The organism is Pseudomonas sp. Irchel s3f7 (assembly GCF_900187615.1).
Lineage (GTDB): Bacteria > Pseudomonadota > Gammaproteobacteria > Pseudomonadales > Pseudomonadaceae > Aquipseudomonas.
Genome location: NZ_FYDO01000006.1, coordinates 188,539 through 207,614, shown reverse-complemented (window position 1 = coordinate 207,614; position 19,076 = coordinate 188,539). Strand labels below are relative to the sequence as shown.

General features: G+C 56.5%; 18 protein-coding genes. 9 read left to right on the top strand and 9 right to left on the bottom strand.

All coding sequences use genetic code 11. The features are described from left to right. The first annotated feature begins 1 nt into the window (after nt 1). Nucleotides 2-1,621 carry a DUF2300 domain-containing protein gene (locus CKW19_RS07445; RefSeq protein ID WP_095057304.1) on the top strand — a complete coding sequence of 540 codons (1,620 nt, stop codon included), beginning with the start codon at nt 2-4 and terminating at the stop codon, nt 1,619-1,621. 3 nt (nt 1,622-1,624) lie between these two features. After that, nucleotides 1,625-2,437 (top strand): YfaP family protein, encoded by an 813-nt coding sequence (locus CKW19_RS07440; RefSeq protein WP_095057303.1) that lies wholly within the window; start codon nt 1,625-1,627, stop codon nt 2,435-2,437. Here the strand turns inward: CKW19_RS07440 and CKW19_RS07435 are convergent. Then, a complete protein-coding gene (locus CKW19_RS07435; RefSeq protein ID WP_095057302.1) occupies nt 2,424-3,599 on the bottom strand; it encodes a diguanylate cyclase in 1,176 nt (391 codons plus the stop codon). The genes CKW19_RS07440 and CKW19_RS07435 overlap by 14 nt on opposite strands. A 238-nt stretch (nt 3,600-3,837) precedes the next feature. Here CKW19_RS07435 and CKW19_RS07430 point away from each other — a divergent pair, with 238 nt between their 5' ends. Further along, entirely contained in the window at nt 3,838-4,851 is a 1,014-nt protein-coding gene (locus tag CKW19_RS07430; RefSeq protein WP_095057301.1) for a YhcG family protein, read from the top strand. Between the two features lie 786 nt (nt 4,852-5,637). Here the strand turns inward: CKW19_RS07430 and CKW19_RS07425 are convergent. Beyond that, a complete protein-coding gene (locus tag CKW19_RS07425; protein ID WP_095057300.1) occupies nt 5,638-6,684 on the bottom strand; it encodes an ornithine cyclodeaminase in 1,047 nt (348 codons plus the stop codon). A 629-nt stretch (nt 6,685-7,313) separates the two neighbouring features. Between CKW19_RS07425 and CKW19_RS07420 the strand changes: the two genes are divergently transcribed. The 6 genes from CKW19_RS07420 (at nt 7,314) to ctlX (ending at nt 12,019) form a co-directional block, all read left to right on the top strand. Beyond that, entirely contained in the window at nt 7,314-8,093 is a 780-nt protein-coding gene (locus tag CKW19_RS07420) for a transporter substrate-binding domain-containing protein (RefSeq protein WP_095057299.1), read from the top strand. Nucleotides 8,094-8,154: 61 nt separating this feature from the next. Beyond that, entirely contained in the window at nt 8,155-8,880 is a 726-nt protein-coding gene (locus CKW19_RS07415; RefSeq protein ID WP_095057298.1) for an ABC transporter permease, read from the top strand. Beyond that, a complete protein-coding gene (locus CKW19_RS07410) occupies nt 8,877-9,587 on the top strand; it encodes an ABC transporter permease (RefSeq protein WP_095057297.1) in 711 nt (236 codons plus the stop codon). The genes CKW19_RS07415 and CKW19_RS07410 overlap by 4 nt, the downstream gene beginning before the upstream one ends. 56 nt (nt 9,588-9,643) lie before the next feature. Continuing rightward, on the top strand, nt 9,644-10,405 hold the full coding sequence (locus CKW19_RS07405) for an ABC transporter ATP-binding protein (RefSeq protein ID WP_095057296.1): 762 nt from the start codon (nt 9,644-9,646) through the stop codon (nt 10,403-10,405). Between the two features lie 12 nt (nt 10,406-10,417). After that, a complete protein-coding gene (locus CKW19_RS07400; protein WP_095057295.1) occupies nt 10,418-10,897 on the top strand; it encodes an Lrp/AsnC family transcriptional regulator in 480 nt (159 codons plus the stop codon). A gap of 174 nt (nt 10,898-11,071) precedes the next feature. Beyond that, complete coding sequence (gene ctlX, locus CKW19_RS07395; protein WP_095057294.1) at nt 11,072-12,019, top strand: citrulline utilization hydrolase CtlX; 948 nt, start codon at nt 11,072-11,074, stop codon at nt 12,017-12,019. Nucleotides 12,020-12,196: 177 nt separating this feature from the next. On the opposite strand, the gene CKW19_RS07390 is transcribed toward ctlX, so the two are convergent. The 7 genes from CKW19_RS07390 to CKW19_RS07360 form a co-directional block, all read right to left on the bottom strand. Continuing rightward, entirely contained in the window at nt 12,197-12,985 is a 789-nt protein-coding gene (locus CKW19_RS07390; RefSeq protein ID WP_095057293.1) for an amino acid ABC transporter ATP-binding protein, read from the bottom strand. Between the two features lie 17 nt (nt 12,986-13,002). Continuing rightward, a complete protein-coding gene (locus CKW19_RS07385; protein WP_095057292.1) occupies nt 13,003-14,244 on the bottom strand; it encodes an FAD-binding oxidoreductase in 1,242 nt (413 codons plus the stop codon). A gap of 49 nt (nt 14,245-14,293) precedes the next feature. After that, nucleotides 14,294-15,004 carry an ABC transporter permease gene (locus CKW19_RS07380; protein ID WP_095057291.1) on the bottom strand — a complete coding sequence of 237 codons (711 nt, stop codon included), beginning with the start codon at nt 15,002-15,004 and terminating at the stop codon, nt 14,294-14,296. Continuing rightward, nucleotides 15,001-15,720, bottom strand: coding sequence for an ABC transporter permease (locus CKW19_RS07375; RefSeq protein ID WP_095057290.1), 720 nt, complete (start codon nt 15,718-15,720; stop codon nt 15,001-15,003). The genes CKW19_RS07380 and CKW19_RS07375 overlap by 4 nt, the downstream gene beginning before the upstream one ends. A gap of 112 nt (nt 15,721-15,832) precedes the next feature. After that, on the bottom strand, nt 15,833-16,588 hold the full coding sequence (locus CKW19_RS07370; RefSeq protein ID WP_095057289.1) for a transporter substrate-binding domain-containing protein: 756 nt from the start codon (nt 16,586-16,588) through the stop codon (nt 15,833-15,835). A 13-nt stretch (nt 16,589-16,601) separates the two neighbouring features. Continuing rightward, nucleotides 16,602-17,477 (bottom strand): MurR/RpiR family transcriptional regulator, encoded by an 876-nt coding sequence (locus CKW19_RS07365; RefSeq protein WP_095057288.1) that lies wholly within the window; start codon nt 17,475-17,477, stop codon nt 16,602-16,604. 698 nt (nt 17,478-18,175) lie between these two features. Next, nucleotides 18,176-18,964 (bottom strand): avidin/streptavidin family protein, encoded by a 789-nt coding sequence (locus CKW19_RS07360; RefSeq protein WP_159953403.1) that lies wholly within the window; start codon nt 18,962-18,964, stop codon nt 18,176-18,178. Nucleotides 18,965-19,076 lie beyond the last annotated feature (112 nt).

The following is a 19,076-nucleotide window of genomic DNA, read 5'->3' as shown; positions in this document are numbered from 1 at the left end:
CGTGTGGCGGCCTCTGCTCGGGTGGCTGTTGTGTTTGATTCCTGCGCTGGCAATGGCGCAGGACGAACCGCTACGCGTGGCATTCAAGGGCGAATTGTTGTCGTTGAATCGTGCTCAAGCGATCTCTCGCGAGCCGTTGCCCGCAGATTTGCAGGCGCCGCTGGGCAGTGTGTGGAAGTTGTTTGTCTATGCCTGGCTGGTGGATACCGGCGCACGAGAACCGGCCTATGAATGTCGTGGGCAGTCGAAGGAAGAAGTTTACTGCTGCACATCGGGCGGCAAGATCGAACGGGATCAGGCGCTGGTGAAATCCTGTGGTTTGTATTTCGAACCGGCGCGGTTGGGCATCAAGGACGCCGATTGGCGGGTGTATTGGCAGGCGCGGCAAGCACCGGAATGGCTACTCGATTTACCTTCGCTGCAACCGGCCACACGGGTTTCGGTGGCGGCGCTGTTGAAGGTGCTGGCGGTCATGCCGGCACAGGATCAGGCCCGGCGTGTGTTGCTCGATGTGGTACTGAATGCGGCGGATGGCAATGTCGCAGGCGAACTCGGCAGCCGCTTGCGGGTGAAAACCTGGAGCTGGTTGGGGGATCAGGATGCCGCATCACGTCAGGGCGGGTTTGCCGGCTGGACGGCAGACGCAGAGCCGATCTGGGCCGGTGGGCGCGGGACCAGTCAGCGGGTTTTGCGTGACTATGCGCCGGCGTTGGCGTCGGTCATTCCGGTTGAATGGCCGGCCGATGCGGACCGTTGTGTTGAAGTCGGGCTGTTTTCGCGATACCCGCTGCGGCGCGTGTTGTCGGGCGAAAGCGTGGTAGCCGCTGGCGTCTTGCGGGGCGCTTATCGTGTCGAGTTCATGAACGGTAACGCGCTGGATATTCACAGCGACGGCGAACTTTTTCTGCTGAACGACACGCTCGTTGCCCGTGTGGATCGCGAAGAATACGTCGCCCGGGTTCTGCAACGTGAAGCCAGCGCCGAACCGGTTGAAGCCGCCAAAGCCCTGGCCGTGGCCATCCGCACATACCTGCTGCAAAACGCCACGCGTCATGGCGATTGCCTGAGTATCGACGACAGCAGCAGCCGTCAGCGCGTTGCACCGCGTCCGGCCAGCGCCGAGTCGCGCAACATCGCCGCGTGGACCAGCGACCTGGTGCTGGCGGGCAGCACCGTCACCTACCATTCCGATCAACCAGGTCCGGACAAACTGTCCTGGCAGCAAGCCGTCGAGCAAGCCAGCGCTGGCCAACGTTACGACGCGATCCTGCTCCACGCTTACCCACGCGCCAGCCTCAGCCGCTGGGACAATCCGGTCGCTTCCTGCGAAGCGCTGCCCGCCGCCCAAGACTGGCTGAAAACGCAGCGCCGCACCTGGCGCCCGCGCCTGGAAAGCGAAACCGGCTACAACGAAGTCAGCAGCTTCGCCGTGTGCCGCCTGGCGTTCGGCCGGCCCTACGTTGACCGCGAACGCCAGCGCATTTATGTGCGCGGCGTGCTGTCGCTGCAAGACCGACTCGACCTGACCCACGAATACCTGCACCTGGCCTTCGAAGCGCATCCCAACGGCCAGGATGAAACCTACATCGAAGGGCTCGCCCGCCACCTCTTGCTGGAATAGTCCATGAAACTCCGTTATCCACAGCTCATGCTGTTTCTTCTGTCCCTGACGGCGTTGCCATGGGCTTCGGCAGCAGACAGCGTCAAACTCGACACGCCCGTCGGCGGCTGGCGCAGTGGTGCCCCTGACGGTGAAGGCGAAAGTTTTCGTCAGACCGTCAACTACCCGGCCTCGTCGGTGAACACCCCGGCGGGGCAGGCCAAGACCGCACGCATCAGCGGCCAGATCAAAGGCACACCCAAATCCACAGAGCCCGGTCGTTTGATCGTCAACGGCGTCAGCATGCCCCTGAAAATCGATCCCGCCGGCCGCTTCGACCGACCATTCTCATTTCCTGACGGCAGCAACAGTGTCGAAGTGCGAAGCCCCGATGGCCAGCAACGGCACCGCACGCAGTTCCTCAACAGCAGCGGCGGCGCCACCCCGGCCAAACTCCGCGTATTGCTGGCGTGGGACAGCGACGGCACCGACCTGGACCTGCACCTGATCACCCCCGACGGCGCCCACATCTGGTACGGCGAGCGTGCCGTCGCCAACGGAGCGGCACTCGATGTCGACGTTACCACCGGCTACGGTCCGGAAATCTTCGCCATGCCCGCGCCGATCAAGGGGCAGTATCTGGTGTATGTGAACTACTTCGGAGGCGGGTATCGCAGCGATGAAGAAGGGCAAGCGGATGCGGTGCAACCGCTGACCACGGCGCAGGTGACGGTGATTACCGAGGAAGGCACACCGAGCGAGAAAATGGAGTCCTTTCTGGTGCCGATGCGGGCGGTGGGCGAACTGACGCTGGTGAAGTCGTTCAGCTATCCGTGAGGTTGAGGTACAACTTGCGCAGCGTTTGCACACGATTACGCCCGTGATGCTTGGCGCCATACAGGGCTTCATCTGCCTGTGAAAGCAGGCTCGAAAGGTCGTAGCCCGATTCACGAGTGGTGACGACGCCGATACTGACACTGAGCATCCCCGGCTCCAGCATCGACAGCTGAGAAAATGCTCGGCGCATACGTTCGGCCACCAGAACCGCCTCCTGCTCATCGGCCTCCTGGAGCAGGCAGGCAAACTCTTCTCCACCGATACGACCGAACACATCGTGAGTGCGCAGATGACTTGCCAGAATTCGACTGAATGCGATCAGCACCTGATCCCCCATCGGATGGCCGAAGCTGTCATTCAGACGCTTGAAGTGATCAAGGTCGCACAGCAGTAACGCTGCGGACTTTTCCTGGCGCTTGCAGTGGGCCAACAAGCGTTCGCCGTGGGACATGAAGGCGCGCCGGTTGCCGATCCCGGTCAGCGGATCACAAAACGCGGCAGCCTTGAACTTCAGTTCCGCGCGCTCCTTGACCATGGCCAGCGTCACGTAAGCGATCCCGATGACATACAGCATGGATTCGAACAGCATGAAGGAGAAAAAACGTACGCCATCGCCGATGCCTGACAGAGCCTGATCCAGAGGCAGGCTCTTATCGATCACGCTGCGAACGATATAGAAAGCCGTGTGCAACAGCGTCAGCACCAGCGCCGGCATGTACGCGACTTCAAGCTTTTTCCGGCTGCGGCAGAACTCCGCTGCCGTGAGCACGCCGTAACCGGCCGCCAGCAGTGAATACGCCACGACTCGCACGGGCATCGCGTCATAGAACGCGGGAATGAGGCACAGGATCAGCCAGGTGCCTGCTCCAGCGAAGATTCCTGGCAGCGACGGTGCACGCCCGACAAACACGCGCATGGCAGTCCAGTTCATTGCGGCACTCAGCAACAGGGCCACGTTGCCGAAAACGAGAGGGACAATATCGACCCCACAACCCCGCCAACTGACCAGCACCACACCAACAGCGGCCAGCAGCATCATTGCCCCCAGATAGGCCAAAGGCCGCTCACGGGTTTCACGCCACCAGGCATGACAGGTCAACAAACCCATCAGAATGAAAACGAAGACCGAGACTACCAGCAGGGTCGGGATGTGCAGATCCATTGCGAAGGTTCCCGTTGAGCTTGAAAGCGAAATCCGACCGGCAGAGCTTTTTCCGGGTAAAGGTAGCGGTCTTTGAACGGGGTGGATTTAGCCTTGCCCCATTTGGCTTGGCAAGTGTTCTCTGGGCGCGATGACGGGGCAGTAGCTTTGTTTCATGCAGATATACATTGTGAATGTTCATGCGCCGTTATCAGGAGTAATTGAAAGGGCCCGCCCACTGATATGGAAATGCCCTTACGTGAATGATCTTTCCTGCAATACCTCTCTCGATTCAGCGTTCAGCGAAATTACCCTACTGATCGTGACCGCAAGACATCGCGCCATGCAGGCGGTCAACACCGAGCTGATTGAACTGCACTGGCAAGTCGGGGCCTACATCAGTTGCAAAATTGAAGCAGCAGAGTGGGGTGATGGAGTCGTCGCCCAGTTGGCTACGCACCTTGAGCGTACACAGCCTGGACTGCGTGGGTTTACGAGACGAAATTTATTTCGAATGCGCCAGTTCTATGAGGCGTACAGGGACGATGCAAAAGTGTCAGCACTGCTGACACAATTACCCTGGACCCAAAATCTGATCATTCTCAACCATAGCAAACGCCCGGAAGAACGTGAGTTTTACCTGCGCATGGCAATCCAGGAAAAGTGGTCGAGCCGCGAACTGGAGCGGCAGTTCAAGGCGGCTCTGTTTGAACGTTCAGTGATCAGCCCGGCAAAAGTGTCAGCACCGCTGCGACAAATTCATCCTCAGGCCCTGGACGTGTTCAAGGATGCCTACGTGGTCGAGTTTCTGGCACTGGAACGTGGTCATGCAGAGACAGACCTGCATGGAGGTCTGCTGCACAAACTCAGGGATTTTCTGATCGAGCTGGGCAGAGACTTCTGCTTTGTGGGCTCTCAATATCCGTTGCAGGTAGGCGGGCGTGACTTTGCGCTGGATCTGTTGTTTTTCCACCGTGGGCTGAACTGCCTGGTGGCGATCGAGCTCAAGGTTGGGCGCTTTGAGCCGGAATACCTGGGGAAGATGGACTTCTACCTCGAAGCGTTGGACCGCAATGTCCGCAAGCCGCACGAAAACCCGGCGCTCGGCGTATTGTTGTGCGCGAGCAAAGAGGACGAAATCGTCGAGTACTCCCTGAACCGCTCAATGTCGCCTGCCTTGATCGCGGAGTACCACACTCAATTGCCGGACAAGAAGCTGTTGCAAGCCAAGCTGCAGGAGTTTTATGCGCTGAATACTGAAGGAGTGGAGTGATTTTTGTCGTTGATCACTTTTCTGAAGGCATTAAAAAGCCGGCTTGTGGGCGGCGTTATTGTGTTTTTAGTATTTGATTTATATGGGTTTGTTTTTTTTGATGGTCGATGTCCCCCCATTTGTCCCCCCAGCCCCGCTTTGCGTGACTGGCCTTCGCTCTCGATTACCAATATTCGCTTTAGGGTTTGCAATGGTTTAGCGTTTGAGGGGCAAAATGCAAGCCTTGGTTGCAGAAGGAAAATGACGCACAGTTGCGCCGAAGCTCTGGGGTCGTTCGTGAGAGTGTCGGAGCTATGACGTAGCTTTCCATAGGGGCGTTGCGCAGCATCAGGAAGTAAATCGGGGGATTGGATGGCAAAGACACCAAAATCGAGTGGGTCCGGAACGCTATTTGAAGATGACTATCTTGTCCGAACACTAGGGCCGATATCCCATGATCCAGAGGTTGCGACCAGAAGAGCAATTGTTGGAACCAGCAAATACCGCATCTGTAGCGCTCCATGTATGAATGATTGCGGATCATAGGTCGATTACTCTGCCACTACCGTCGCATTCTGTCATGGAGGGCGACGTTTTACTGGCAATCAAGAGCATTGTCTATTGGTGTCGACGCCGAATTGGCTCAGTTGCCGAGATGTCACTGACCCAGTCTGTTCCTCGCGAACATCTGGGGCCACTGGATGCGTCCGCCATGGCATCGGGAGTGCGCGCCGGGCTTAAACGAGAGAGTGTTTATACAGGATTCCACCTAGCAGCTAAGCGCGCCGCTAGGCGAATGCTTTGATGTTAAGCCCGAAGCCTTGCATCGGCTGTTGCTGAGGGCAGCAGCAGTGAGTACAGGTTCTTGGGATCTTCCAGCTCTGGCACTAGTTGGATGTCGCTGCCAATGTTGAGCGCTCTCGCAACATCTAGCACATAGCGTAGGGCGGAGTAGTCCTCCAGGGCGAAGCCGACCGAGTCAAATAAGGTGACTTCCTCGGCATGTTGGCGCCCTTGAGTCTGACCATTGATGACTTTCCAGAATTCGATAACCGGTGAGTCGGCGGGCATCTGCTGAATTTCGCCTTCAATGCGGCTTTGTGGTTCGTACTCAACCATGACCCGCGCACGCTCCACGATGTCCTGGTGCAGTTCGGTCTTGCCGGGGCAGTCGCCACCCACTGCGTTGAGGTGCATCCCAGGCTCGATCATCTCGGGCGTTAAAATCGTTGCGTAGGCCTTGTCGGCCGTGACCGTTGTCACGATATCTGCCCCACGTACGGCTTCCGCGACGGTATTGGCGACGGTCAACTGTATGGCGGGGTAGGCCCGCAGATTGGCTACCAGCTTCGCCGTCGCGGCAGGATCGATGTCGTAGAGACTGATTTCAGTAATACCTAGCAGTGTGTGAAATGCCAGGGCCTGGAATTCGCTCTGTGAGCCGTTGCCGATGAGCGCCATTCGACGACTGTCCGGTCGGGCAAGGTAGCGGGCGGCGAGTGCGGAAGTGGCAGCGGTGCGAATGGCGGTCGTCAGCGTCATTTCGCTCAGCAAGACAGGCTTTCCGGTATCGACGTCTCCCAGCGCACCAAACGCCATGACCGTCAGCATGCCATTGTGGGTGTTCTTCGGATGACCGTTGACATACTTGAAGGCATAGAGCGATGCATCAGACACAGGCATAAGCTCGATGACACCCTCAGGTGAGTGGTTCGCCAGGCGCGCGCACTTTTCGAAATCCGGCCAGCGTACGTAGTCTTGACGGATGTACTCGGCCATATCGATCAGGCAACGAGGCAAGCCTTTTTCCTGGACGAGACGGCTCAGATCATTGACGTCAATGTAACGGGTCATATTCGGTTCCTTTGGGCGTTTTATTGTGTGCCGGTCTGGACTGCCTTTCGCTTCGGCGGCCAAGACTCAGGAGGCGGTCCATGTGTTTGCGACGACCCTATTGTCGAGGCAATGGAGAGAAGATTTCGGCCAATACTGACCCTGGAGACAGCGAGAGAAGTCGAAAAACAGACTATGCACAGCGGAATCGGCGAGATGACCATTACCGCTTGTAATTCGCACACATGGTTGAAACGCCATGTTCATAAAGCATCACTATGCAAATGAATAAAGCAGCCAAGACAATCATGTCTTCCCATGTCGCTCCCCTTTGAGTGAAGAAGCGATGACTGACAACGGTCGACAAAATCGGCTGTGGAAAGCCTTTGTTCGGCGTAGGCATGCTGTTTGAGCGTAGATTTACGACACCAGCACCATTCCAGCAATTGGCATTCTTACGGTCCGTTTCAAGCGCGTTTTTGATTGCGACTTGAGATGGCGGGTAACTCCGACGACTGGCTTCTTTCAGTCGAAAACAACAACAAAAACGGTTGCGGTGAAGACTGCATCGACTCTGCCCCTGTCAAAAAAGTGTGATCCGACGCAGGCGCCGGATTGCGATAAATCCAAATTATCCGGGACTCAAGAAGATGAACATCAAATGGCTGACTTTGCCGGCACTCGCGTTGCTGTGCTGTACTACGGGCGCCAGCGCCAAGGAATGGAAGGAGCTGAGATTTGGCGTCGATTTAAGCTACCCACCCTTTGAATCCTCTACGGCTGATGGCGGTGTTCAGGGTTTCGGTGTGGATTTGGGCAATGCAATATGTGCTGAGTTGAAGCTGACCTGTGTATGGGTCAGCAGTGACTTCGACGGGCTGATCCCGGGGCTCAAGGCTGGTAAGTTCGATGCCGTAGAATCTTCGATGACCGTTACCGATGCGCGCAAAAAACAGATCGATTTTACCGATCGCCTATTCGCCGGACCGACCGCCATCGTCACCCGCAAGGACTCAGGACTGCTGCCTACCATCGAATCGCTGCGCGGAAAAACCATCGGTTACATGCAAGGTACGATTCAAGAAACCTACGCGAAGGCCAAACTGGGGCCGGGCGGTGTGAAATTGCGGGCCTATCAGAATCAGGATCAGGTCTATGCTGACCTAGTTAATGGCCGTCTCGATGCGTCGATCCAAGACAAGCTGCAAGCACAGATGAGCTTTCTGAAATCGCCTCAAGGGGCAGATTTCCAGAACAGCGAAGGCATCAGCGACCCCTTGGTGCCGTCGGAAATCGCCATCGGTATCCGCAAGGACGACGAAGAACTCAAAGGCATGCTGAATGCCGCCATCAAGGCCCTGCATGTCAAGGGCATCTACGCGCAGATCCAACAGAAAAACTTCGGCGATCTGGACCTTTACAACAATTGATCCACGCGCTCGGTCGCTGTGTCGCAGCGACCATCGGCGCGCCTCAAGATAGGTGAATGGCGTGAACTCCTTCCTGAATCTGATCGGTGTCGATCTCTCGGTCCTGCAAGGCTATGGCCCGTTGTTGCTGCATGGTGCTTGGGTCACTCTCAAAGTGGCGGCGCTCTCGTTGCTGGTGAGCATGGCGCTGGGACTGCTAGGTGCGGCGGCGAAGTTGTCGCCGTTGAAACTGTTGAACTTGCCTGCGACCGTTTACACGACGCTGATTCGCGGTGTGCCGGACCTAGTGCTGATGCTATTAATTTTCTACAGCCTGCAAGGCTGGCTGAGCAGTCTGACCGAAGCTATGGGTTTGCCCTACTTGGAAATCGATCCGTTCGCTGCGGGCATCGTCACCCTCGGGTTTATCTACGGTGCGTATTTCACCGAGACCTTTCGCGGGTCGATTCTGAGCGTGCCACGCGGTCAGCAGGAAGCTGCCGCGTGTTTTGGCTTGAATCGCTGGCAGCGCTTTCGCTTTGTAGTGTTCCCACAGATGATGCGTTTCGCGTTGCCGAGCCTAGGCAATAACTGGTTGGTGTTGCTCAAAGCCACGGCGCTGGTGTCGATTATCGGCCTGTCGGACCTGGTTAAAGTCGCGCAGGAAGCGGGTAAAAGCACATTTAATATGCTGGACTTCCTGTTGTTGGCTGCGGCGTTGTATTTGTTGATTACCAGTGTGTCGAACTACGTTTTGCGCATGCTGGAACGGCGCTACAACCAAGGTGTGCGGGGGATGGCGCGATGATCGAGTTGATTGCCGAATACTGGAAATCTTTCCTCTTCAGCGACGGCGACACACTGACGGGCTTGGCTATGACCCTGTGGTTGCTAGTGGCGAGTATCGCAATGGGCTTTGTCCTGTCGCTACCCCTGGCGATCCTGCGGGTTTCGCGATGGGGCGTGCTGCGTTGGCCAGTGCAACTATTCACTTATGTGTTTCGCGGCACGCCGTTGTACATTCAGTTGTTGATTTGCTACAGCGGGATCTACGGTGTCGCCGTGGTCCGTTCGCAGCCATTGCTCGAGGCGTTTTTTCGCGACGCGATGAATTGCACCCTACTGGCGTTCACACTCAACACCTGCTCCTACACCGTGGAAATTTTCGCCGGAGCGATCCGCAGTATTCCCTACGGTGAAATCGAAGCGGCACATGCCTATGGCCTGAGAGGCTGGCGCCTGTATCTGCAACTGATTTTGCCTTCGGCGTTGCGCCGAGCGTTACCGTACTACAGCAATGAAGTGATCCTGATGCTGCACGCGACTTCGGTGGCATTTACGGCCACCATTCCTGACATCCTCAAAATCGCACGTGACGCCAATGCGGCGACCTTCATGACGTTTCAGGCATTCGGCATTGCCGGTCTGCTGTACCTCGTGCTGTCGCTCGGGCTGGTCGGTGCGTTCCGCCTGGCAGAAAAACGCTGGCTGAGCTTTCTGGGCCCGGCCCAGTGACTTCCATTATTTATCTAGAGCGGCGCTGATATGTGTGCCGCTCCAGGAGAATTTGTATGCACAAACTCACGGTTGAAAATCTGTATAAACGTTTTGGAGACAACGAAGTGCTAAAGGGCGTCTCGTTGAACGCACGAGCAGGGGACGTGGTGAGCATGATCGGCGCCAGCGGTTCGGGTAAAAGCACCATGTTGCGCTGCATCAACTTTTTGGAGCGGGCGGACGAAGGTGCCATTGCTCTGGATGGAGAGCGAGTCCTCACCCGTCAGGGCGTCGGTGGCATGCGCGTGACCAACCCGAAGCAGTTGCAGCGATTGCGCACACGACTGGCAATGGTATTTCAGCATTTCAACCTCTGGAGCCACCTCACCGTACTGGAGAATATCGTACTGGCGCCGTGTCGAGTCCTAGGGATGAGTCGAAAGACCGCGGAGGTGAGTGCACGGGCGTATCTGGATAAGGTTGGCCTGCCGCAACGAGTGGCCGATCAGTACCCGGCGTTTCTGTCAGGGGGGCAGCAACAACGGGTAGCGATTGCCCGTGCGCTAGCAGTGGAGCCCGAAATTCTGTTGTTCGACGAACCAACCTCGGCGCTCGACCCGGAACTGGTGGGTGAAGTCCTAAAGGTCATTCAGGGGTTGGCTGAGGAAGGCCGGACCATGTTGATGGTGACCCACGAAATGGGGTTTGCCCGGCAGGTCTCCAGCCAAGTATTGTTCTTGCATCAGGGTCGGGTCGAGGAGCAGGGTGATGCTACGATACTCGACCGTCCAACCAGCGAACGTTTGCAGCAATTTCTATCGGGTCGCTTGAAGTGAGGCAAGGCGTACATGGCGGATATTCGCGATCTGTCGTTGGTGCTTGATCGTATCGATCAGGCAATTATTGAAGTGTTGCGCTATGAAGGGCGCATCACTTATCAAAAGCTGTCCGAGCGTGTACATCTAACCCCCCGGCCTTGTCTGGAGCGGGTTCGCAAGTTGGAACAGCATGGGATCATTCGCGGTTATGGTGCGATTGTCGATGAGAAAAAGCTGACACCAGGCTTGTCATTGCTGGTGTTGGTGGCGTTGTCGAACCAGAGCGGACGCGCGGCACAAAAGGCCTTCGAGGCCAAGGTTCGGGCTTGTCCGCAGGTGCTGGAGTGTTGTCTGATCAGCGGCGCGTTCGACTACAGCCTGCGTATGCGGTGCCGTGATATGGAGCATTACCGGGTATTGACCGAAGTGTGGTTTGACGACCCGGATTTGCACATTGATAAACTGGTGAGCCACCCGGAACTGGCGATGGTTAAGACCACGATGGATTAAGAGCAATGCTCGCTGTGGAAAGCAGCGAGTTTTTTGTTTTCAATCCCGCCGAATCGGCTGGGCAAGCCGGAATTTTCAGCCGTTTTTATCACCGCAAAAAGCCGTTATCAACCGAGTTTTTCCCACTACGAAACAGACAATGAGCCTCTCTCGCCCCTCATTGAGTCTGCGTCTATGCAAACCACCAATACGGTTTTAATGATTCGTCCGACACGTTTCTCCTTCAATCAGGATACGGCGGCGAACAACTGTTTCCAGCGTCCGGCAACAGTTGCTGAAAATGTACAACTCAAGGCCCTAGCCGAGTTCGATGGTTATGTCGACGCGTTGCGTCGGCACGGCGTCGAAGTCCTAGTGCATAACGATCGCGAAACTCCGCATACCCCGGACTCGATCTTTCCCAATAATTGGTGGAGCAGCCACCCGGATGGCTCCCTGGTGCTGTATCCAATGCAGGGCCACAACCGGCGTCTGGAGCGGGACAAAGGTGTACTCGACAGGTTGTTGGACCAATACCGGGTCGAGCAGTTGCTGGACCTATCCGGCCTCGAAGAGCAGGAGGTTTTCCTGGAGGGTACCGGCAGCATGGTGCTGGATCGGCAACAGCGGATTTGCTACGCCGGGTATTCCACACGCACCAACGCCCAGGCGCTGGATCAGTTGGTCACCCATTTGGGTTATGAACTGTGTGCATTCAACGCGGTTGATCGCCAGGGAGTGGCGATTTATCACACCAATGTGATGATGAGTGTAGGCACTCGTGTTGCGGTGGCTTGTCTAGCGTCCGTGCCCGATCCGGGCGAACGTGCGGCGCTGCGTAAACGGCTTGAAACCAGTGGCAAACAGGTCATCGCCTTGAGCTTGGCGCAGCTGGAGTCCTTTGCCGGCAACATGCTGGAAGTGCATAGTGCAGCAGGCGAGCCGCTGCTGGTGATGTCACGCACAGCCTGGAAATCCCTAAGCGCCAATCAGCGTCGCTTGATCGAAACTTACGCCACTCCATTGCCTGTGAACATTGACACCATTGAGCGCATCGGTGGCGGCAGCGCACGATGCATGCTGGCCGAGGTGTTCCTGACTAAGCATTCTTCTACCCAGGTGTGGGCGACGACGTCGAAGTGATCCAGTTGCCGAGATGCTCACGTTCCCATTCACGAGTTGTTAATTTGTGACACGCTGAAGGTGATCCGCCGAAGCAGCGTTTCGACACAGTCGCGCGCGCAAGTACATAGAAAACCGGCCGACGCCTGTCGTATGCACGACACAGCAACCGCAGACATGCCGTGCTCTTACGTGGCCTCAGTGTAAAATTTGCGCAAGAAAGGCCTTGGCCCTCGCGCTTTTCGGGGCGCTGAAAAAGTCCTGAGGTGGTGCGTCCTCAATGATCTGGCCGCCATCGAGAAACAGCACGCGCTCGGCCACTTGACGGGCAAAGCCCATTTCGTGGGTTACGCAGAGCATGGTCATACCGCTGCCAGCCAGGTTGACCATCACATCCAACACTTCGCTTACCATCTCTGGGTCGAGCGCCGAGGTGGGTTCGTCAAACAGCATGATTTTGGGTTCCATGCACAACGCCCGGGCGATGGCCACGCGTTGTTGCTGGCCCCCCGAGAGCTGGCTGGGATACTTGTCGGCCTGGCTGGCGATACCGACTTTTTGCAGAAACTGCTGGGCCAGTTCCTCAGCCTTTTTGCGGCTCAGACCACGTACCGAAATCGGGGCTAGGGTGCAGTTATCGAGCACGCTCATGTGCGGGAACAAATTGAAATGCTGGAACACCATGCCTATTTCACTGCGGACCTTGGCAGCCTCGCGGTTGGTCTGGGCCAAGTCGATGTCGTTGACCAGAATGCGACCTTTTTCGGCGACCTCCAGGCGGTTGATGCAGCGGATCAGCGTTGATTTTCCGGAACCGGAAGGCCCGCAGAGCACGATGCGCTCGCCTTCGCGCACTTTCAGATCGATGTTGTGCAGCACATGGAAGGATCCATAGAACTTGTTCAGGCCGGCGATATCAACCACTACCTTACGGGTGTCCGGGCTAGCGGCGAGCGGAGTGTCTACAAGGGGAGAGAGCACATGCATGGTTTTGTCTCCGGCAATCAGTGGAAGCGCTCGGCGCTGTACGGGGCAGGGTTAGTAAAAGGGGGGGCTCCGGTCATCAGCTCGGCCAGCAGGCGACCGCAGACCGGTCCGAGAGTTAGGCCATGGTGGGCATGACCGAAGTTGAACCACAAACCTTTATGCCGTGTTGCTGGGCCGATCACCGGGCACATGTCCGGCAGGCAAGGACGGCGTCCCAGCCAAGGCTCGGCATCCAAGCGTTCGCCCAGTGGATAGAAGGCGCGCGCCAGCTCTTCACAACGACGCAGCTGGATTTCGTTGACTGGGTCTTGGCTGTCGGCGAACTCGATCCCGGTGGTCAGGCGAATGCCGTCGACCATCGGTGCCAGGACATACCCGCCCACCGGATCAAGCAGCGGTTGTTGCAAGCGAGTGCCAGGCAGGGCGGCATAGTGCATGTGATAACCGCGCTTGATCGCCAGTGGAATGTCATATCCCAGTGGCTCGAAAATGCCCCGGGCTTGCGGACCAAGGGCGACCACGGCTTCGTTTGCAATCACCAGGCCCTGTTCGCTCTGGACTTCCCATTTACCCACGCGCTGGCGCAAGGAGAGAGCGTCACCGAGGACGAACACGCCGCCGCGTTGGACGAACAGTTCGGCATAACCGCGTGTCAAACCGCCGGGATCGCTGACGGTCTTGGGGTCCAGCCAGTGAATGCCGCCTACAACGTTACAGTGCAAACCCGGCTGACGGGCGTGCATCTGGTCGCGGTCGAGCACTTCGTAATTCAAGCCGTAGTCCTTGAGCGCAGCAGCGTCGCGTTCGGCCTTGGCAAACGCCGACGGCGAATTGTAGGCTTCGATCCAGCCACTTGCCTGTATCAAGTGATCCATGCCAGCCGGTGCAGAAAGCAGGTCGTGTTCGCTGACGCAGCGCTCCACCAGCGGCAGCATGGCCCGGGTTGCGGCGGCCAGGCCCTTGGTTCCGGAGTGCCGCCAGTACTGCAGCAACCATGGACTGGCCTTGGGCAGGTACTTCAGACTGTAGCGCACGTCCGATTGCTGGTTGCCGGCGTAGCGCAACAGGCTCGACAGCTGACGTGGGAACGCATAGGGAATTACGCTGGCGCGCTCGATCAGCCCGGCATTGCCGTGGCTGGTGCCGTTGCCCGGCTGCTGGCGGTCGATGAGCACAACCTTACGGCCACGGGCCTGCAAATGGAGTGCAGTACTGACACCGACAATCCCTGCGCCCAGAACGATGGTTTCGCAATGCATGGTATATCCCTGATACAGGGGCGCCCGCGGCAGCCCGAGAAAATTTGGTTTACTGCAAGTGACGGCCGAGACGGCCCTCGAGCGCTTTCAGGCTGCGCCGTACGACTTCCACAATCAGCAGGTAGAGCACGGCGGCCCAGAGGTAGATCTGAAAGTCGAAGCTGCGCGAGAAGGCCAGCTTGGTCACCCCCATCAAGTCGTAAATGGTCACTAGCGAAGCAATGGCGCTGGCCTTGATCATCAGGATCAGTTCATTGCCCAGCGGGCCAATGGCGACCAGCAGGGATTGCGGCAAGATGACTTTACGAAAGGTGGTCCAGCGCGACAGGCTGAGGGCTTTCGAGGCTTCGCGCTGGCCTTGGGTTACGGCCAGGATGCTGCCACGCAAAATCTCGGCCTGATAGGCTGCGGTATTCAGGGTGAAGGCCAGCAGCGTGCAGAACCAGGCGTCACGGAAGAACCACCACAAACCCACGTCCTGCCAGAAACCTTTGAACGAACCCAGGCCGTAATAGAGCATGAACAGCTGAGCCAGCAGCGGCGAACCACGGAAGAAATACACGTAGACGCCGGTAAAACGACTGATAAAGCGGTTACTCGACAACCGGCCCAGGGCGATCAGCAGACCGAGCAGGGCGCCGAGGGTGAAGGAAATGGCAACCAGCTTAGCAGTCACCAACAGGCCTTCGATGAAGCGGGGACCGTATCGCTCCAACAGATCCGGGCTGAGGAACAGATTCTGCAATTCACCGATGCTCATGGGCGAACGCTCCGTTGATGGCGGCTGAAATACTGCTCCAGGAACTGGAACAGGCGGCCGGATATGGCTGAGAAAAACAGGTAGCCAAAGCAGGCCACGGTGTAGAACAGCATAGGTTCCTTGGTGACGCTGACCGCCAGGTTGGTCTGGCGCATCAGGTCCACAAGGGAGATGGTCGACACCAGCGAAGTGTCCTTGAGCAGCGATAGCCAGTTATTCGACAGGCCAGGCAAAGCGATGCGTACCAATTGCGGCAGTACCACCTTGGTAAAGGTTGTGCGTCGGGACAGGCCAAGGGCGGCGGCGGCTTCGAACTGGCCCTTGGGCACAGTTTTGAAGGCGCCCAACCAGATCTGGCTGGAAAATGCGGCGAACACCAGACTGAAGGCGAACATCGCGGCGACGAAGGGGTTGATCGCGACTTCAGCCTCGTAGCCCATCGCGGCCAACAGTTTCTGCGCACCGATCTGGCAGCCGTAATAGATTATCAGTAGGGTCAGCAACTCAGGCAGTCCGCGGAACACGGTGGCAAATACCGTGCTTATGGCGCGCAACCAGCGACGTCGAGAACGGGCGGCCAAGGCCACGCCCAGGCCCAGCGGCAGGCCAATTGGCAGGCAGCTCAGGGCCAGAAAAATGGTTACCAGAGCGCCGGCCAGCAAGGCTGAACCCCAGCCGCCGCTGGCGAAGGATAGCAATGACAGGTTTTCGAACATGCTTGAACCCTCTCGGTCAATTACGCTCGCACGCCCTCACCGCACCCGTGTGCGGGTGCGGTGCAACATGTAGGCAAGGAACGACCCTCAGGCTCGCCTGAGGGCCAGGGGATCAATAGATATCGAAGGCGAAGTAGCGACTGGAGATCTTCTTATAGGTGCCGTCGGCAATGATCTCATCCAGCGCCTTGTTGAAGCGCTCGCGCAGGACATCGTCACCCTTGCGCACTGCGATCGAGGCATCGGCGGTGGTGCCGTTGACGTCGCCAATGATTTTGCAGCAGTCCTTGCCAGCGCCGTCGACCCAGGCCAGCAACGGGAATTTGTCGGCAATCACCCCGTCGATCCGTCCCGTCGCCAAGTCGCTGTTGGCTTCATCAAGGGTAGGGTAAAGCTTCACATCCGCGCCGGCCGGGCCGTAATGATCTTCGGCATAGATGGCCTGGGTCGAGGAAGACTGGGCACCGACCGTGCGTCCTTTGAAGTTGGTCTGGGCGTCGGTGATATTCGAGTCCTTGGGTACTGCCACGGACAGAGGAGTGCGGTAGTAGTGCCGGGTGAAATCGATTTTCTGCTTGCGCTCATCCGTGGCAATCATCGAAGCCACGACCGCATCGTATTTCTTTGCCATCAGCGCCGGGATAATCCCTTCCCAGTCCTGAGCGACGATGCTGCACTGCACCTTCATCCGTTCGCATAGCGCGTTGGCGATATCCACATCGAAACCGTGTAGCTTGTTGTCCGAGTCAACATAGTTGAACGGCGGGTAAGCGCCTTCGGTAGCAATCTTCAGTACTTCTGCCTGCGCGCTGGCAGCCCCGGCCAGGACCATTGCGCATGCACCAGCAAAGCGAATGACGTGTTTCATCTAGCACCTCGTTTTATTGTTTTGAGTGTGGTGACGATGTGTATCCAACGAACTCGTTGTGTAGGGTCGCGATGGCTTCGAGACGCTTTTCGACCTCCGGACCCAGCTGTTTGCAGACGTCGTTGACCAGCAGATGAACCAGCGACAGCATCGCCGCTGTTGATTCCCAGAACAGGTTGAATTCGGTGGGCACGCGGAACACTTCATCGGCGTTCTGTTCGGCCCAGTCGCAAAAGGTGTCAGTGATCAGCGTCACAGGAATTCCGGCATCTCGGGCCTTTCGGCACAGGGTCAGGGCGTGACGGGAATAGCGGCGGGCTTCGAACACCACCAACGCACTGTCTTCGGGGGGGCTGAGCAACACGTCGGCGTAATGCCCGGCGGCACCGTCGACCCAGTGCGTGTCATCGCGCAGGTACTGCAACAGATGCACCATGGATGCCGCGATGCCACGCTCTGTCTGGAACCCGGCGACGAACACCTTGCGCCGGGTGGCCAGGCGCTGGCTGACGCTGTGCCAGGTCGGGGTGAGACTATATTCGTAAACCTTAACCAAGGCTGCGACTTCCAACTCGAAGCTGCGCGGTAGGCCTTGCGGGCCCTGGCGAGCTTGATGGCGAAACTCCTGCAAGCGATCGCCCACCAGCCATGGGCCATCGCCTAGGTCGACCTTGAGGTCGTTTTTCAGGTCTTTGAAGTGGCTATATCCGATGGATCGACAGAAGCGCCCGACACTGGACTCACTGACGCTCAACTTCGCGGCAATATCAGCGGCGGTCTGGAAGGGCAGTTCATAGAGGTTGGCCAGCATATAGTTAGCAATCATCCGGCCAGAGGCGGCGGCGGTTGAAAGACTGCTTTCAAGGCGTTGTTTGATGGGCTGGCTCAAGGCTGCTTCCTGATATTTTTCAGCGCTTACGAAAGAAAATGCGTGTTTTCTGTCATTAAGTCAATGCTTGGTAGATAGCTGTCACGATCAGTGGTCGTCACGCTGCAACGCAGCATCGAAAACTCGGTTGGAAGGATACGCCAGATTTAATGAGTCTCTTCACACAACCGCCGCTCTGAGGGATAGCAAGTCAGGCGAGGATAGAGCTTCTATCCCCAGAGTATGGTCAGGTTGAAGAGGGTGCTGATACAAAAATTTGATTTTGCCTGATGCGAAAGCGCAGAGCGGTTTCATAGTGACATTCTAAAGATAATACACTTATGATTTCGAATCGGTATTGTGAGATGTCTGCTAGTTTATGTTGATGGAGGCCTTGTTTTAGAGCTTTCGGTAAGGTTTAACTGCCGTATGAAAGCGTACCGGCGAGCCTACTCCAGGGTTGTGTAAGTTTTAATCACTAGCATTAAAAAATGTTATTGGTTGTTTTTGTTGTTATTAGTAAAGCCAGCCGTTGAGCGGATTACATTCCTCTATACTTGGTGGCTCGAACAGTAGTTTTGGTAAATTTCTATCGTGAAGCATCAGAGTCCATTTTGGTATGTGTGGGAGTTTGCTGAGGCTTAGCCTGATTTCTAGAGTGTTGACGTAATGAGGTAATGAGCGTTTTTAAACACTCGGGGGCCAGAAGCGATCAGTACTCAAAAAGAGAGTGAATGCCGAAAACTCATAGAGGAAATACGGGTTTGCGCGTAGCTGTTTTTCGACGCCGTGGCGAGGCTGTTCATACTCACCAAATGTAGCCTACGGGTCGCAAGGTTCAGAGTGCCGGATAACGAAAGCACTTCTGTCACAGAGGGTTTGGCCGCACAGATTGCAATGGACTGCAAACTCAGGGCGTTACTCCACGCATTAATATCGGTAAATCCGACAATCTCAAAACTGCCATCCGAAGAATCTATACTACCAGTAACATAGCCAATTTTATTCTCAATGTCAGTGCTTACTCTCAAGTTCAATATTGAGCCTCCAACTGTTATCCATTTACCGTTCAAAGGATCGACAACAGGCATGTACTTTTCGGCATCAACCTTGCGTGCAGCATGGTCCGGCGCTAGAGCCCTACGATAGGTCAATTTATCAATATAGTTGCCAGTCGTGCTCAAATCTGGAAAATCAGTGGAGGCTATCATCATGTGAGAGAGAACCAACACTTCCTCACCATCAAAAATGCTGATCTGGCCGCTCAAGCCTGAAGTCCAATTCCAACTAGGATCGGACGGGCCACCAACAACAGAATGCCATTCGATTGCTAGTGCAATCGGCTGACCCACAGCCACTGTCGCATCTCTTCCTACTTGATAGCCTGAAACTCTATATTCACCAGTCGACCCCGTAGAAGATTTATAGGTGCCTGTAATAGTATTTCCGACAATGGTAAGAATCATGGTCGAACCGTATTCGTTCTTCCACGCCCCTGCAATAGACATGACTGACTCCGTCATTTGGGTATTTGAGTGAAGCTTACTTAAAATTAAATGTGATCTTGCAGAGTTGGCAACATCACAATTCAAGAAAAGCCAGACCGATTGCAATTAAAGT